Source organism: Ruania alkalisoli, assembly GCF_014960965.1.
Classification (GTDB): domain Bacteria; phylum Actinomycetota; class Actinomycetes; order Actinomycetales; family Beutenbergiaceae; genus Ruania; species Ruania alkalisoli.
The window spans coordinates 2776920-2791108 of sequence record NZ_CP063169.1 but is presented as its reverse complement, the minus strand read 5'-3'; the positions used below and the strand labels follow the sequence as shown (position 1 = coordinate 2791108).

The following is a 14189-nucleotide window of genomic DNA, read 5'->3' as shown; positions in this document are numbered from 1 at the left end:
CATCGCAAGGCGGAGGAGGAAGGCGTGGCGGAGCCACGTCGACCGACGACAACGCAGCGAGGTGCGTGCTGGGGCGACGCGTAGCAGGCTTTGCCTATCCGTGCGACCTCTTAGTCCTCGGTGTGTTGGACGTCGATGACCACCCGCGTCGGATCAGTGAGCGAGAAGACCCGGAACGGAGCGTCACCGTCATCCACGCCGACCACGACCTGCGTGTAGCCCTCGAACGTGCCACCGACGTCGACCTCCTCGATCGCCTCACCCTCGACGGAGAGCACGGTGGGGGAGAAGTAGTCGTCGGTCTTGTCGGGGTACCGGGTGCCCTCCACCGTCACCTGGATGGTGGCCTCGCCGTCGACCTCGATCGGTAGCCCGCTGCCGTCCTGCACCGGGTTCTCGACGTACTCTCCGACCCAGCCCGGGGTCCCGGATCCGGTGAACTCCAGCACCACTCTGTCGTAGCCCTCGTGCCGGCCGGTGCGTGCCTCCACCAGCAGCAGGTCGATGTCCCCGGCCGCCGCCTGGGTGTCACGTGAGGTATCCGCCGGGAACGGCGCGACTCTGCCCGAGGGTTCATCCTGCGACCCGTCGTCGGTCTCGTCACCGCCGTCAGTGTCGTCCGTTCCGTCAGCGCCATCATCGTCGTCGGTCGGCTCGTCCGTGGCCGACTCGCTGGTGGCGGGATCGGGCGCACCATACGGACCGCTACCGCCGCCGTCGGAATCGCCGTTACACCCGGCCAGTGCGAGCGCGGCCGCCGCCAGGGCCGCCGCGGGGGCGTATCGGAACCGTCTGCGTTGCATCTTCGGCACCTCCCTCGGCGAGAAAGACCTCTACCCAGCGTACTGCGCTGCGACAGCCAACGCCCGGTCGAGATCGGCGATCAGATCGGCCACGTCCTCGATCCCCACGGACAGTCGCAACAGATCCTCCGGCACCGTGGGCGCCTCCGCAGCGAACCGGCGCCGGCGCTCCAGCGACGACTCCACACCGCCCAGGCTGGTGGCCGGAAGCCACAGTCGAAGCGCCCGCGTCAGCGCTTCGGCACCCTCCACCCCGCCGACCGGGCGCAGCGTCAGGATCGACCCGAACCCAGACATCTGCGCGGCGGCGCGCTCGTGCTGCGGGTGGTCAGGCAGGCCCGGGTAGCTGACCGCCGCCACCAGAGGATGGGTGCGCAGATGCTCGGCCAGCGCCGCCGCGTTCTGCTGGGAGCGCTGCACCCGCAGTGCGAGTGTGCGCATCCCGCGAAGCGCCAGCCACGCCTCCCACGGCCCGGCCACGGCGCCGCCGATGCTGCGGCGGGTGCGCAGCCGCTCATGCAGTCCCTCGTCGTCGGTCAGAGCGGCACCGAGGATCACATCGGAGTGCCCGGCCAGGTACTTGGTCACCGAGTGCACCACCACGTCCGCCCCGAGTGTGAGCGGGCGCTGCCCGAGCGGGGTCGCGAAGGTGTTGTCCGCGATCACCAGGCCGCCGGCCGCGTGGGTCGCCTCCGCCAGCGCCGGCAGGTCCGCCACCTCCAGCATGGGGTTGGTGGGTGACTCCACCCACAGCACCGGTTCGTGCCCGCGGGCGGCGGACTCGCGCACGGCCGCGGTCACGCGATCGGTGTCGGCGATGTCCACCTCGGTCACCCGCACCTGCGAGCGCTCGGCCAGATGCCGGGCGGCCACCAACGAGGCGTGATAACTGTGCCGGGGGATGATCACCTCACCGCCGGCCGGCACCAAGTCCAGAGCTGCCGAGATCGCCCCCATCCCGGAGCCGAACACCAGCGCCGGCAAGGTCGATCCCTCCAGTGTGCCCAGCGCCTCCTCCAGCGGCAGCCACGTCTCGGTGCCCAGCCGCGCGTACACGAGATCGCCGCCGTCGGGGGAGCCGGTGGAGAAGTAGGTGGAGGAGAGCACCACCGGCGGGTTCACCGGCGCCTGCTCCTCGCGGGCCGGGCGGCCTGCGGCCACCGTGAGCGTGTCGGGACGAAGCGTGGGGTCATGCTGATCGGTCACGGTGAACCAGACTACGCACCGCCCGCTGGTGCTGCGTTCTGGCGAGGTCGGTGACCGGAGTGTGGGCCGCCGTCGGGCGCCCTCGTTGCCGTACGCTCGGCGATGATGAGCGAACGTACCCGTGTGGCGATCCTGTTCGGCGGCCGCAGCGACGAGCACTCGGTCAGCTGTGCGACTGCTGCCGGTGTGCTCGCCGCGATCGACCGCGACCGCTACGAGGTGGTGCCGATCGGCATCGCCCGCACCGGCGAGTGGGTGATGGCCGCCGACGATCCGGCCAGATGGCAGATCACCGGCACCACACCCCCGCAGGTGGACGCCGCCGATGCAGCACAGGTGCTCCTGCCGATGGGGGACTCCTCCCGGGAGGTGGTCAGCTACCACCCCGGCGCCGTCCCGGCCGTCCTCGGGCAGGTGGACGTGGTGCTGCCGCTGCTGCACGGGCCCTTCGGCGAGGACGGCACCCTGCAGGGGATGCTTGAGCTGGCCGGGATGCCCTACGTCGGCTCCGGGGTGCTGGCCTCGGCCGTCGGGATGGACAAGCACTACATGAAGATCGTGCTGGCAGGGGAAGGCTTGCCGGTCGGGCCGTACACCGTGATCACCGACCGTCAGTGGCGCACTGCCCGTGAGGACGCCCTCGCCGCCGTGGCCGCGCTCGGGTGGCCCGTCTTCGTCAAGCCGTGCCGGGCGGGCTCGAGCATCGGCATCTCCAAGGTGGACCGCCCTGAGGATCTGGCTGACGCCGTCGAGGTCGCACGCGCGCACGATCCGAAGGTGATCGTGGAGGCCGCGATCATCGGCCGTGAGATCGAGTGTGCCGTGCTGGAAGGCCGCCAGGACGCGCCCCCGCGCACCACACTGCCCGGGGAGATCGTCGTCACCGACACCGGCCACGGGTTCTACGACTATCAGGCCAAGTACTTCGACGCCGACGGCGTCACGCTCGCCTGGCCCGCACAGTTGCCGGAGGAGACTACGGCCGAGGTGCGGGCCCTGGCCGCGCAGACCTTCGAGGCGCTCAGCTGTGAGGGGCTGGCCCGGGTGGACTTCTTCGTCACCGAGACCGGTGTGCTCGTCAACGAGCTGAACACCATGCCCGGATTCACGCCGTTCTCGATGTACCCGATGATGTGGGAACGCTCCGGCCTGGCCTATCGCGACCTGATCACCGAACTGATCGAGCTGGCGCGGGAGCGGCGCACCGGCCTGCGGTGAGGGGAGGCGTCCCTCAGACGTCGTCGAGGCCGAGGCACGACCGCTCGGCGCCGATGATGTCCACAGCCTCTCCGAGATCGACCAGCAGGGTGGTCGGGTCGGCGTCCGAGGCGTTCCCGGCATGGAAGACCGGCACCGTCAGCTCGATCGCCGGCACCCGCCCGTAGGTCGTGAACTGCCAGCCGCCCTCGACGTCTCCGAGTTCGGTGACCACCCAGTCCACCGATGTGCCGTTCGCCGCCTCGGCCGTGATGCACCGGTCGGTGGTCGGCCCGGGCGGCTGCACCCCGCAGCGGAGCGTGATCGCCGGATCCTCACCCCACGCGGCACTCGCTTGCGAGGTGGTCGAACGCCGCTCGGCGCCCGCGAGCTCGTCCGGCAACGCCCGCAGCACCTCCGCGCACACCGGGGCGCTCGCGGTCGGGCCCGGATCCACCTCCACAGCTGATTGGCATCCACCAAGAACCCCGACGGCGGCCATCGCCATGGTCAGGACGCCTGCCCTGACAGTCGGGGCGGTAGGGCCGGGGAAGGAGCGCGTGGTGGCAGGCACGCTCACCACCGTAATCGCTGCGAGTCACTGGGTAGGCTCAGCGAGTGCATCAGGTCGAACGGGTCCAGGACCTCACCGAGGACGAACTGCTGGAACGGGTGGTGCCGCTGCTGCCGGCCAGCGCTGCCCGGGTACTCGGGCCAGGTGACGATGCGGCCGTGGTCGCGGCCCCGGACGGGCGGTTCGTCGTCACCACGGACGTGCTGGTGGAGGACCGGCACTTCCGGCGCGCCTGGGGGAGCGGTGCGGACGTCGGCTGGCGCGCCGTCATGCAGAACCTCGCCGATGTGGCTGCCATGGGGGCACGCCCGACGGCGATCGTCACCTCCCTGGTTCTGCCGGGTGATCTGGAGGTCGCCTGGGTGGAGGACTTCGCTCACGGGATGGCGCAGGCCTGCAGGATCCACGCCGTCGGGGCCGAGGGCGGGGACCTCTCGGGCGGACCAGTGGTGATGGTGTCCGTGACGGCACACGGCGACCTGGAGGGGCGCGCTCCGGTGCTCCGGGACGGTGCACGGCCCGGAGCCCGGATCTGTCACGCCGGCCGGCTGGGGTGGTCCGCCGCCGGACTGGCGGTGCTGGAGGCCGGGTTCACATCGGATGACCACCTCGAGGCGGAGGCGAGGGACGCCGTCGGGAGATTCCTGCGGCCGCGGCCGCCGGTGGCGGCCGGGCTGCGAGCGGCAGAGGCGGGCGTGGAGGCGATGATGGACGTCAGCGACGGGCTGCTGCGGGACGCGGGGCGCATGGCCCGGGCCAGCGGTGTGGTGCTCGACCTGAGTTCACAGGCGATCGCCGCAGACGTGGCAGCGCTGGAGGCGCTGGCACACGCCTGCGGGCAGGACGCCCTCTCGTGGGTGCTCACCGGTGGGGAGGACCATGGTCTGCTGGCCGTGGTGGAGGGCGAGGTACCGGAAGGCTTCCGGCAGATCGGGACGGTGCGAGCGGGCGAACCCGCAGTGACGGTCGACGGCGGGCCGCCCTCGGTGCTGGGCTCGGGCTGGGATCACTTCTCCGGCCGGTGAGACGCGATCGGCCGACACGGCCTCGTTCGGGCCGACACGGCCTCGTTCGGGATGTGACAACGCTCACACTCGGCGTATCGTGAAGTATGCGTATCTCAGAGGTGATCCGTCGTAAGGGTTCGTCGGTCGTGACCGTCTCCCCGCAGGCCAGTGTGGCCGATCTGCTCGCCGTGCTCGACGACCACAACATCGGTGCCGTGGTCGTCTCCGAGGATGACGGTGAGAGTGTGGCCGGCATCGTCACCGAGCGGGACGTCGTCAGGCACCTGCACACTCGCGGTGCCGAGGTGCTCGGCGTGGCTGTGGGTGAGGTGATGACCGCGGAGGTGTATACCTGCGTACCCGAGGACGAGCTGGAGGTGCTGGGCCGGGTGATGACCGAGCGACGCATCCGGCACCTGCCGGTGGTCGTGGACGGCAAGCTGGAGGCCATCGTCTCCATCGGTGACATCGTGAAGAACCGGCTGGATGAGCTGCAGTCCGAGCGTGACTCGCTGGTGGACTACGTCTCGCACTGACGCACTGGTCCTGCCCGGAATCGTGCAAGGAATCGTGCCCGGAACGCGACGAAGCCCTCGCCACCGCTGGCGAGGGCTTCGTTCGATACTGCGGGTTGCGTCCTCAGACGGCGCGGGTGACCTTGCCCGCCTTGAGGCAGGAGGTGCACACGTTGAGGCGCTTCGGGGTGCCACCGACGACGGTGCGCACCTTCTGGATGTTCGGGTTCCAGCGCCGCTTGGTCCGGCGGTGGGAGTGCGAGATGCTGTGGCCGAAGCTCGGGGCCTTGGCGCAGACGTCACACGTAGCAGCCACGGTGTGTCTCCTCTAGGTCAGTGCTCGCCACGGGTGAAGCGGCAGGTTGATGGGGCCGATCTGTGAAAGGCGCTCGGCCGGCGCCACACGGGCGGGCCGGAGTGCGTGCCCGCAGGCGGGCAACCGGATAAGAGTACTCCACGCGCCGTGTCCGTCTCAAACCGGTGCGGAAGGATCTCGGCGTGTTCTGGCGCACACGCCCGTCTGGGCGCCAGCAGATGCCAGCGGCCGAACCTGGGCGCACTCGCTCCGGGATGTCCCCGACGGCGGATACCATCGCCATGGTGGCAGACGTAGACGACGCAGAGGCCGCGCAGCAACTCACGCGGCAGCTGGCGCGCGCCGTGGGGGAGAAGACGGCCAAGGCCCTGGCCAGCCTCGGCGTGCGGTCCATCGATGATCTGCTGCGTCACTACCCGCGGCGCTACCTGCATCGCGGCAAGTACACCCGGCTTGCGGACCTCATTCCCGGGGAGCACGCCACCGTCATGGCTGAGGTGGCTGACATCGACAGCCGCCCCGCCCGCAACCGTCGCCTGCATATCGTGACCGTCACGATCACCGACGGCAGCACCCACCTGCCGCTGACGTTCTTCGCCCGCAACGCCGGTATGGCCACCCACCTGCGACGCCAGCTCCCGGTCGGAGCCTCGGCGATGTTCTCCGGACAGGTCTCCCTCTACCGGGGAGAACTTCAGCTCACCCACCCCGAGTACGAGCCGTTGGATGACTCCGCGGACGAGTCGCTCGTGCAGGCGCATGTGAATCGCCCGGTCCCGGTGTACCCGGCGACCGCGAAACTCCCCAGCTGGAAGATCGCCAAGGCGGTCCGGATGGTGCTGGACCCGATGAACGAGGCTGACACCGCCGAGTGGCTGCCTGCCGAGATTGTCGAGAACCGGAGATTCCCCTCGGCCGGAGCCGCGCTGCGGATGATCCACCGGCCCACGGTGGATGAGGAGTGGAAACAGGCACAGCGCCGCTACCGCTACGAAGAGGCGTTCATCCTGCAGACGGCCCTCGCGCGCCGTCGCGCCGATGTCGCCGCCTACGACGCCACCCCACGGCCGGCTCGCGCGGACGGCCTCGTGGACGCCCTCGATGCGCAACTCCCGTTCGAGCTGACCAGCGGTCAGCAGGCAGTGGCCGAAGAGATCAGCACCGATCTCGCCGGTGCCGAACCCATGCAGCGGCTGCTGCAGGGCGAGGTGGGATCCGGCAAGACGGTCGTCGCGCTGCGGGCGATGCTGCAGGTGATCGACGCCGGAGGGCAGGCCGCGCTGCTCGCCCCCACCGAGGTGCTCGCCCAGCAGCACCAGCGATCGATCACCGCGATGCTCGGCCCACTGGGAGAGGCCGGCATGCTGGGCGGCGCCGCGAACGGCACCCGGGTGGCGCTGCTGACCGGGTCGATGGGTGCCACCGCGCGGCGGCAGGCGCTCGCTGACGCCGCCTCGGGCGCGGCAGGCATCGTGATCGGTACGCACGCGCTGCTCTCCCAGCACGTCCAGTTCGCCGACCTGGGGCTGACGGTCGTGGACGAGCAGCACCGCTTCGGGGTGGAGCAGCGGGACGCGCTGCGTTCCAAGGGACGCACGATGCCCCACCAGCTGTTCCTGACCGCCACCCCGATCCCACGGTCGGTCGCGATGACGTTCTTCGGGGACGTGGATGTCTCGACCCTGCGCCAGATCCCGGAAGGGCGCCCCGGGGTGGAGACCTTCGCCGTCCCCGCCGACAAGCCACGCTGGCTCACCCGCACCTGGGAGAAGGTGGCCGAGGACGTCGCCCGCGGCGGGAGGGCGTACGTGGTGGCGCCCCGGATCAGCTCCTCGACTCCGGAGGACGACGACGCCCCGGCACCGGTGACCGAGCTGCGGGCCACAGACGCGGTGGCAGGCGGTGACCTGGCGAATGTGGAGGACACCTTTGCGACGTTGAGCCGCGATCCCAGCCTGGCGGGTGTCTCGCTGGGGATGATGCACGGCCGGCTCTCCGCCGAGGAGAAGGACCGGGCGATGGCCGACTTCGCCGCCGGCCGTACCCCGGTGCTCGTCACCACGACCGTGATCGAGGTGGGGGTGGACGTGCCGGAGGCCACCGTGATGGTGATCCTCGACGCCGACCGGTTCGGCATCTCCCAGCTGCACCAGCTGCGAGGGCGGGTAGGCCGCGGTGCCACCCCCGGTACCTGCCTGCTGGTCAGTGCGGCTCAGCCAGGCACACCTGCGTGGCAGCGGCTGCAAGCCCTGGTCGAGACCACCGACGGGTTCGTCCTCGCGGAGAAGGACCTGGAGCAGCGGCGCGAGGGCGACGTCCTCGGTGCCGCCCAGTCCGGCCGAGGGAACTCCCTGACCATGCTGCGCGTGCTCCGCGACCGGGACCTCATCGAGCAGGCCCGCGACGATGCCCGCACCCTGATCGCCAACGACCCGAATCTGGTGGGCCACCCCGAGGTGCTGCTCGCCGTCACCCGTCTCGTCGACCCCGACCACGAGGAGTATCTCGACCGTGCCTAAGCGCAAATCTTCGACGCCACCCCTGGTCCGCGCCTCCTCGGTCAGCGTCGGGTACGGCTCCACGATCGACAGCGCCGTCTGCCCGCCCATCAGCGTGGACCTGCCCGCCGGGGGAGGGCTGGCGATCGTCGGCTCCAACGGCACCGGCAAGTCGACCTTCCTGCGCGCCGCCGCCGGTTTGCTCGACCTGCTGAGTGGCTCGATCCAGGTGCTCGGCCGGCCGGTGGACGAACGCACGCAGCAGTTCCGCGCTCAGGTGGCAGTGGTGCTGGACGAAGATTCCTACCTGCCGGCCCTCACGGTGCGTGAGCATCTGCTGCTGACCGCACGTGGGCACGGCATGAGTGAAGTGACCGCTCGCGTCAACGAGGCGATCGAGGAGTTCGGGCTGACCGCGCGCCAGAATGCCGCCCCGACCGCCCTCTCCTCCGGTCAGCGGCGACGGTTGCTGCTGGCGGCCGCCTTCGTCCGGCCCCGCACCCTGCTGGTGCTCGATGAACCGGAGCAGCGCCTGGACTCCGGTATGCGCGACAGGCTCGCCGAACGGCTGAAGCTCGAGCGATCCCAGGGCGGTGGCGTGGTGATGGCCACGCACGACCCGGTGTTGGTGCGTGAGGTCGCCTCGAAGGTCGTCGTACTCGCCGAGGACGAGGTGCGGGTGGTCTCGGCCGAGGCCGGCGCGCAGGCGATCGAGGCGCTGTGAGCGAGCCGATCACCCCCGGGCGCCTCCATCCCGAGCAGGCCGACCCCGACGACTGGCCCACCGGCAGCCAGTTGCGCCGCCTCACTCGCGACGCCACCGAGGCGCACACCGGTGGCAGCTTCATGGAGGCGATCGCCGAGGTCTACTCGGTGCTGTTCTCGATGGTGATCGCCCTGGCTGTGGCGCTCGGCGCCGTGCAGGCGCTCAATGCCACGCTCTCCACCGGGCCCGAGCAGGCGACCCTGGACCCGACCTGGCTCTCGATCGTCGCGACGCTCATCGTGGTCGGTGGCATCATCGGCCTGGCCGCCCGGCTGGGCCCGATCGGCATGGGTGGTGGGCGCGCCACCTGGTGGCTGACCGCCCCGGCAGACCGGCGCGGCCTGCTGCGGCCACGGTTCGTGCTCGTTCCCGTGCTGGGTGGCAGCGTGGGTGCGGCCGGAGGGGCGCTCGCGATGTTCCTCGCCGACGGCACCGGCACCCAGATCCTGTGGGGTGTAGGCGCGTTCGCGGCCGGGGGAGCGTTGCTGGCGATGGCCACCACCGCCGGGCAGGTGCTGCGCGGCAACCGGAAGGAGCGACGGGTCCGGCCCGCTGTGCTCGTGGGGGATCTGCTCATGGCCGCCGGGCCGGTGGTAGGCATCGTCGTGGCTCTTATCCGGCCGCCGGCGCCGCAGGTGCAGAACTTCACCGCCTGGCCGGTGCTGGTGGCGGTCCTCGCCGGGCTTGCCGTGGTGCTCGTGTGGTGGGCCGAGCGCAACCTGGAGAAGATCGCCGGCCGGGAACTGCGTGCTCGCGGTGCCGTCAGTGCCTATGCCGGCGGTGCCGTCACCTCGATGGACACCCGTGAGCTGGGACGGGCGCTGAGCGTGGTCACCGCTCCTGATTCACGACGGCGCTCGGCCAGCTTCCCGTGGGTGCGCGGGCCGGTCTCGGCGATCGTGACGGGCGATGCGACCGTGTTCTGGCGTTCTCCGAGGCACGTGATCCAGGTGTTCGTGGCGGCCAGCCTCGGGCTGCTGCCGGTGCTCGCCGGCTGGCCCATCTGGCTGAACCTGGCCTCACTGGTGGTCGGAGGGTACCTGGCGGCGATGGCCACCGGTGAAGGTGCTCGTCGGGCTGAGATGGCGCCGGTGCTGGATCGCCACTTCCCGATCTCGGCCTTCGATGTGCGCAGGGTGCGCGCGATCGTTCCGCTGACGGTGATGATCCTGTGGTGCGTGCCGATCTTCGGACTGTGGGGCGCCGCGCACGGGCACCTGGTCGGGTGGCTGATCTTCGGGCTGCTGTGCGCACCGACGTTCGCCGCCGGGGTCATCCGCGCCGCGTACCGCAAGCCACCGGACTGGAACAAGCCGCTTGTGAACGGTCCGGCCGGGCCTGTGGCCCCTGGCGTGATGCTCGCCTTCGCCCGCGGCCCGGACCTGGTGGTGCTGGCGCTGATCCCGCTCGTCATCGCAGCGATCGCGATCGGCCCAGCGCCGATCCTGATGATGCTCCAGCTGAGTACCTCCGCACTCGGCTTCGTGGTCGCGACCCGGGTCAAGGATGAGACCAAACCGAGTTGGATGGAGCAGGCGCAGGCCGAGCAGGAGCGCCAGCAGCGGGAGAAGGCGCGACGCAAGGGCGGCCGGTGACCCGCCTGATCGCCGGAACTGCGGGTGGCCAACGCCTCGAGGTTCCCCCGAAGGGCACGCGACCGACCAGCGATCGCGTGCGAGAAGCGATCTTCTCTCGGCTCGAGCATCTCGGCGTGCTGGCCGGGACCCGGGTTCTCGATCTGTATGCCGGGTCGGGGGCACTGGGACTGGAGGCTGCGAGCAGGGGTGCAGCGCGGGTGACATTGGTGGAGTCCGCACGAGTGGCAGCCGGAATCTGCCGCTCGAACGCCCGGCGAACCGGCCTTGCCGACCGGGTGGACGTGGTGGCAGCCCCGGTCGAGCGGTATGTCGCAGGGCCGGCACCCGCTGTGGGGTACGACCTGGTGCTCATCGACCCCCCGTACGCTGCGGACGTCGAGGAGGTGCTGACCGCTCTCACTCAACCCGGGTGGCTCGCCGCCGACACCACGATCGTGCTCGAACGATCGGGTCGGACTCCGGCCCCGGTCTGGCCGGATGGGTGGACCGACGACGGCACCAAGTCCTACGGCGAGACCGCGGTGCACTACGCGCTGGTGCCCTGACGGGCGGCGCGGGGCTGGCCGTGCTGGGGGAGCAGACCCTGGGTGACGCCGGCCCGTCCACGGGCCGAATAATTGACCCCTTCTCGGGTTTCACCCCGAGTTTCGGGCCCGGGGAGCTGTCGCCGCTGGGTCGGCCCGCTTCGCGGGTCGATTATTCGGCCCCTTCTCGGGGGCGACCCTGACTATCGGGCCCGCGGAGCTATTGGGCCCGTGTGGCGTGGTGACGGGCTAGGTCTGAACTCGACGCCGGTCAGCGGGTCCAGGGAGCGCCGAGCTCGGAGAACGTCGCTAGCTCGGTGGCGACCCGTCGACACCAGTCGTCGACGCCGTGGATCACCCGGTAGGAGTCCGGGCCCTCGCCGACCTGGGTGAAGCAGTCATCCCGCACCTGCGCGGGATCCGGAGCTGTGCGGACCGCTTCCAGCACGCGCATGAACGCACCGGTGTCGCGCACGTCCGCCAGCAGCGGCGTCCCACCCTCCAGATGATCGAGGAGATTCACGAACAGGCCCGTCCGGCCCACCGTCTCGGTCGTCTCGCCCTCGGCGGTGCGCACCACGAGATCGTCCGAGGTGTAGCGGAACTCGATGGTGCCCTCGGTGCCGTGTACGAGGATCCGGGGCTTGGTGTCGGGTTCCTCTGCCGCCAGGGTCAGACCCAGGGCGATCGGGGTGCCCTTCGTGGTCCGCAGCCGGACGGCGGAGGTGTCGTCGGCCTCGATATCGTTGGCGTGGTACAGGTCGACCACTACCTCGGCCACGTCCTCAGCCCGGGACGAGCCATCGATCCGCAGGGCTGACGCGATCGAGTGCGCCAGCGGGTTGGTCACCGCACCGTCGACCACCTCGACACCGTCCAGACGGCGCTGCCCGGCCCACCGGGAGCGGTCATAGTAGCTGCGCGCCCGTCGCCATAGGCCCAGGCCGCCGATGCCGCGCACCTCGCCGATCTGGCCGGAGGTGACGATGTCGGCGATCCGCTCGAAGGCGTGCGAGCCGAAGCTCTGGAATCCGATCTGGACGGCTTTGCCGGTCTCGTCACTCACCTGCACGAGCCTCTCGAACTCTGCCAGCGAGGCCGTCGTCGGCTTCTCCAGCAGCACGTGCGCACCGGCGCGCATGGCCCGTTCTGCGAGCGGCAGATGCGTGTGGATCGGGGTGGCGAGCGTGACCACATCCGGCGTCACCTCGGCGAGTAGAGCATCGAGGTCGGAGTAGACCGCTGTGCCCTCGGGGAGGTTCCGCGCGCCCTCTCCGCCACGGGGGTCGGCCACCCCGACCAGACGTGCTCGGCCGGCCTCAGCGAGCTCGTTGATCTGGCCGAGGTGCTGAGCGCCGTATCCGTGGAGTCCGACGACGGCGAAGGTGGTGGTCACGCGAGCTGCTCCAGTCGTTCGTAGAGGGTGGTGGCTTCGGTGGTGCTCAGTGCCCGGTCGGCGAGCACGGCCCACAGGTGCAGATCTAGGTGCCCACCAGCGGGGATGACACGCTCGGTGTCCCACGCAACAGCGGGTCCGGCACCCACGTAGCCGGAGGTCCGGACGAACCAGGGCAGGATCGCCTCGCGGGGTTGCCCCAGCAGCAGGCTCACCGGCCCGGTGCTGCGGTCCTGCACCAAGAGCAACCACGGCGAGGTGGGGTTGCCGAGCGGATCCGTGCTGTCCGCCACTGTGGCCACTGTGGGGACGTCTTCACCGGAGAGCCGCCAGAACAGCCCGCCATAGCCGGCCCCGACCCGGCCACGGGTGGCGGGGGAGCCGATCGTCAGGTTCGCACCGCCGTCGGCGTGCAGGCGCGAGTGCCAGCGCAGCGCCCACACCTCCTGCTCAGGCAGCAGATCGGCCAGAATCCCGCGGTCCTCGGTGAGCACGTGCGAACCGGCACCGTCCACCCATTGCAGCCGCTGGGAGATGCCGTGGTCGCCGGACTCGGTGCTCAGCGGCACCTGCCGGCCGTGGTTGTCGAGCATCTCGTACCCGGTGGGGTGCACGTAGGACTTGCCGCCCCAGAACATCGTGCCGTTCACCTCGACCACGGCATTGCTGACGCCGTAGTGATGGGTGTGATCCTCGGGGAGGATCTCGGTGAGCCCGACGCCGTCGAGCGTGGTCACCGGATGCAGGTACGGGCGAGGGGAGAGGGTGCCAGCCATGTCCTGGCCGTCTGAGTACCGGGCGACGTCGCGCGCTCCGATACGCAGCACGGGCTCGCCGTCAGGGGCGCTCACGCTGTGCTCCTTGTTCTGCGGGTACTGGATAGCCACGCCTCGCCTCGCGGCGAAGGCAACTCGCATGACACCCTATCGGCAACCGCTTACCATCGCGTGACCGGACCATCGTCAAAGGAGAGCACGTGTCTGCAGACCATCGCACCGCCGTCGTGATCAGCGGAGCCGGACGCTACGCCGACCCGTGGCACGACTTCGAGGGCACGTCGGCCGCGCTGGCCGAACTGCTGGGCGACCGTGGCTTCGACGCCCGGGTGCTGCGGACCGGCGAGGCCGAGTCCGCCGATCTGGGCCAGCCCGACCTGATCGTCGTCAACGCCGGCGGCGGCAGCACCCCGGTGGAGGTCTCCGAGGAGGCCGACGATGTGCGCGCACGGGACCTGCGCGATGCGGTGCTCGCCGCCGTGGCCGCAGGTGTGCCGGTGCTCGCCACCCACACCGGGTCGAACACGTTCTACGAGAACGATCAGTGGGCCCGGGCGCTGGGTGGCCGGTGGGTGCCCAAGCATGAGGTCGAGGCGGGCACGGCCGGGCGAGCCTCCTGGCACCCGCCGCGCGGGGTTGCGCAGGTGCGCGTGAGCGATGTGCTGCATCCGATCACCGCCGGACTGACCGGTGAGGTCGAGATCGACGACGAGCGCTACACCGACCTGGAGGTCTCACCGGAGGCCACCGTGCTGCTTGAGCACGACGAGGACGGCCGCACCCATGCACTCCTCTGGGCGGTGGAGGAGGTCCCGGGCGTACGCGGCAAGGCGGTCTACGACGCGCTGGGGCACCACGTCGAGGCCGTCCGTGCCCGGGTGCGCACCCTGCTGCTCGACCGGGAGCTGGCCTGGTTGCTCAGCTGACGCGCGCGCTGCCGCACTGACGTGCGTTGCCCCGAATCGTCGGATCCCTGACGGTGGAGGCGACAGATCGCGGCAACGCGTGGTCCG

General features: G+C 70.5%; 14 protein-coding genes. 8 read left to right on the top strand and 6 right to left on the bottom strand.

The genetic code is table 11. The features are described from left to right. Positions 1 to 110: 110 nt before the first annotated feature. Both IM660_RS12410 and IM660_RS12405 read right to left on the bottom strand, forming a co-directional pair. Positions 111 to 803 (bottom strand): AMIN-like domain-containing (lipo)protein, encoded by a 693-nt coding sequence (locus IM660_RS12410; RefSeq protein ID WP_193495908.1) that lies wholly within the window; start codon positions 801 to 803, stop codon positions 111 to 113. Positions 804 to 833: 30 nt separating this feature from the next. Then, positions 834 to 2009 (bottom strand): trans-sulfuration enzyme family protein, encoded by a 1176-nt coding sequence (locus IM660_RS12405; protein WP_193495907.1) that lies wholly within the window; start codon positions 2007 to 2009, stop codon positions 834 to 836. Positions 2010 to 2111: 102 nt separating this feature from the next. Between IM660_RS12405 and IM660_RS12400 the strand changes: the two genes are divergently transcribed. Next, positions 2112 to 3227 carry a D-alanine--D-alanine ligase family protein gene (locus IM660_RS12400; RefSeq protein ID WP_193495905.1) on the top strand — a complete coding sequence of 372 codons (1116 nt, stop codon included), beginning with the start codon at positions 2112 to 2114 and terminating at the stop codon, positions 3225 to 3227. A 13-nt stretch (positions 3228 to 3240) separates the two neighbouring features. Here IM660_RS12400 and IM660_RS12395 read toward each other — a convergent pair whose 3' ends face one another. Beyond that, on the bottom strand, positions 3241 to 3780 hold the full coding sequence (locus tag IM660_RS12395) for a DUF3515 family protein (RefSeq protein WP_246464933.1): 540 nt from the start codon (positions 3778 to 3780) through the stop codon (positions 3241 to 3243). A gap of 44 nt (positions 3781 to 3824) precedes the next feature. Here IM660_RS12395 and IM660_RS12390 point away from each other — a divergent pair, with 44 nt between their 5' ends. Together IM660_RS12390 and IM660_RS12385 are read left to right on the top strand one after the other, a co-directional pair. Beyond that, positions 3825 to 4805: a thiamine-phosphate kinase gene (locus IM660_RS12390; RefSeq protein ID WP_193495903.1), complete on the top strand. Its 981-nt coding sequence runs from the start codon at positions 3825 to 3827 to the stop codon at positions 4803 to 4805. An 86-nt stretch (positions 4806 to 4891) separates the two neighbouring features. Then, a complete protein-coding gene (locus IM660_RS12385) occupies positions 4892 to 5323 on the top strand; it encodes a CBS domain-containing protein (RefSeq protein WP_193495901.1) in 432 nt (143 codons plus the stop codon). 103 nt (positions 5324 to 5426) lie between these two features. Here IM660_RS12385 and rpmB read toward each other — a convergent pair whose 3' ends face one another. After that, entirely contained in the window at positions 5427 to 5618 is a 192-nt protein-coding gene (gene rpmB, locus IM660_RS12380) for a 50S ribosomal protein L28 (RefSeq protein ID WP_159621988.1), read from the bottom strand. A gap of 281 nt (positions 5619 to 5899) precedes the next feature. Here rpmB and IM660_RS12375 point away from each other — a divergent pair, with 281 nt between their 5' ends. Genes IM660_RS12375 through rsmD form a run of 4 tightly spaced genes read left to right on the top strand, consistent with a single transcriptional unit; the run spans position 5900 to position 11025 of the window. After that, the gene (locus IM660_RS12375) at positions 5900 to 8137 is read left to right on the top strand and encodes an ATP-dependent DNA helicase RecG (RefSeq protein ID WP_193495899.1); all 2238 of its coding nucleotides are present in this window, start codon (positions 5900 to 5902) and stop codon (positions 8135 to 8137) included. Then, complete coding sequence (locus tag IM660_RS12370) at positions 8130 to 8840, top strand: ABC transporter ATP-binding protein (protein WP_193495897.1); 711 nt, start codon at positions 8130 to 8132, stop codon at positions 8838 to 8840. Before IM660_RS12375 ends, IM660_RS12370 begins: the two co-directional genes overlap by 8 nt. Next, positions 8837 to 10477 carry a DUF6297 family protein gene (locus tag IM660_RS12365; RefSeq protein ID WP_193495895.1) on the top strand — a complete coding sequence of 547 codons (1641 nt, stop codon included), beginning with the start codon at positions 8837 to 8839 and terminating at the stop codon, positions 10475 to 10477. Before IM660_RS12370 ends, IM660_RS12365 begins: the two co-directional genes overlap by 4 nt. Next, positions 10474 to 11025, top strand: a complete 552-nt coding sequence (gene rsmD, locus IM660_RS12360) for a 16S rRNA (guanine(966)-N(2))-methyltransferase RsmD (protein ID WP_193495893.1) — start codon at positions 10474 to 10476, stop codon at positions 11023 to 11025. Before IM660_RS12365 ends, rsmD begins: the two co-directional genes overlap by 4 nt. A 250-nt stretch (positions 11026 to 11275) precedes the next feature. Here rsmD and IM660_RS12355 read toward each other — a convergent pair whose 3' ends face one another. Next, complete coding sequence (locus tag IM660_RS12355; RefSeq protein WP_193495891.1) at positions 11276 to 12400, bottom strand: Gfo/Idh/MocA family protein; 1125 nt, start codon at positions 12398 to 12400, stop codon at positions 11276 to 11278. Next, on the bottom strand, positions 12397 to 13251 hold the full coding sequence (locus tag IM660_RS12350) for a DUF6807 domain-containing protein (RefSeq protein ID WP_193495889.1): 855 nt from the start codon (positions 13249 to 13251) through the stop codon (positions 12397 to 12399). Before IM660_RS12350 ends, IM660_RS12355 begins: the two co-directional genes overlap by 4 nt. A 125-nt stretch (positions 13252 to 13376) precedes the next feature. Between IM660_RS12350 and IM660_RS12345 the strand changes: the two genes are divergently transcribed. Continuing rightward, positions 13377 to 14102, top strand: a complete 726-nt coding sequence (locus IM660_RS12345; protein WP_193495887.1) for a ThuA domain-containing protein — start codon at positions 13377 to 13379, stop codon at positions 14100 to 14102. Positions 14103 to 14189: the final 87 nt, after the last annotated feature.

Bases quoted from the DNA above. Each gene is read 5' to 3' on its own strand.
- IM660_RS12400 (WP_193495905.1), top strand. From the start codon at position 2,112: ATGATGAGCGAACGTACCCGTGTGGCGATCCTGTTCGGCGGCCGCAGC.
- IM660_RS12410 (WP_193495908.1), bottom strand. From the start codon at position 803: ATGCAACGCAGACGGTTCCGATACGCCCCCGCGGCGGCCCTGGCGGCG.
- IM660_RS12385 (WP_193495901.1), top strand. From the start codon at position 4,892: ATGCGTATCTCAGAGGTGATCCGTCGTAAGGGTTCGTCGGTCGTGACC.
- IM660_RS12375 (WP_193495899.1), top strand. From the start codon at position 5,900: ATGGTGGCAGACGTAGACGACGCAGAGGCCGCGCAGCAACTCACGCGG.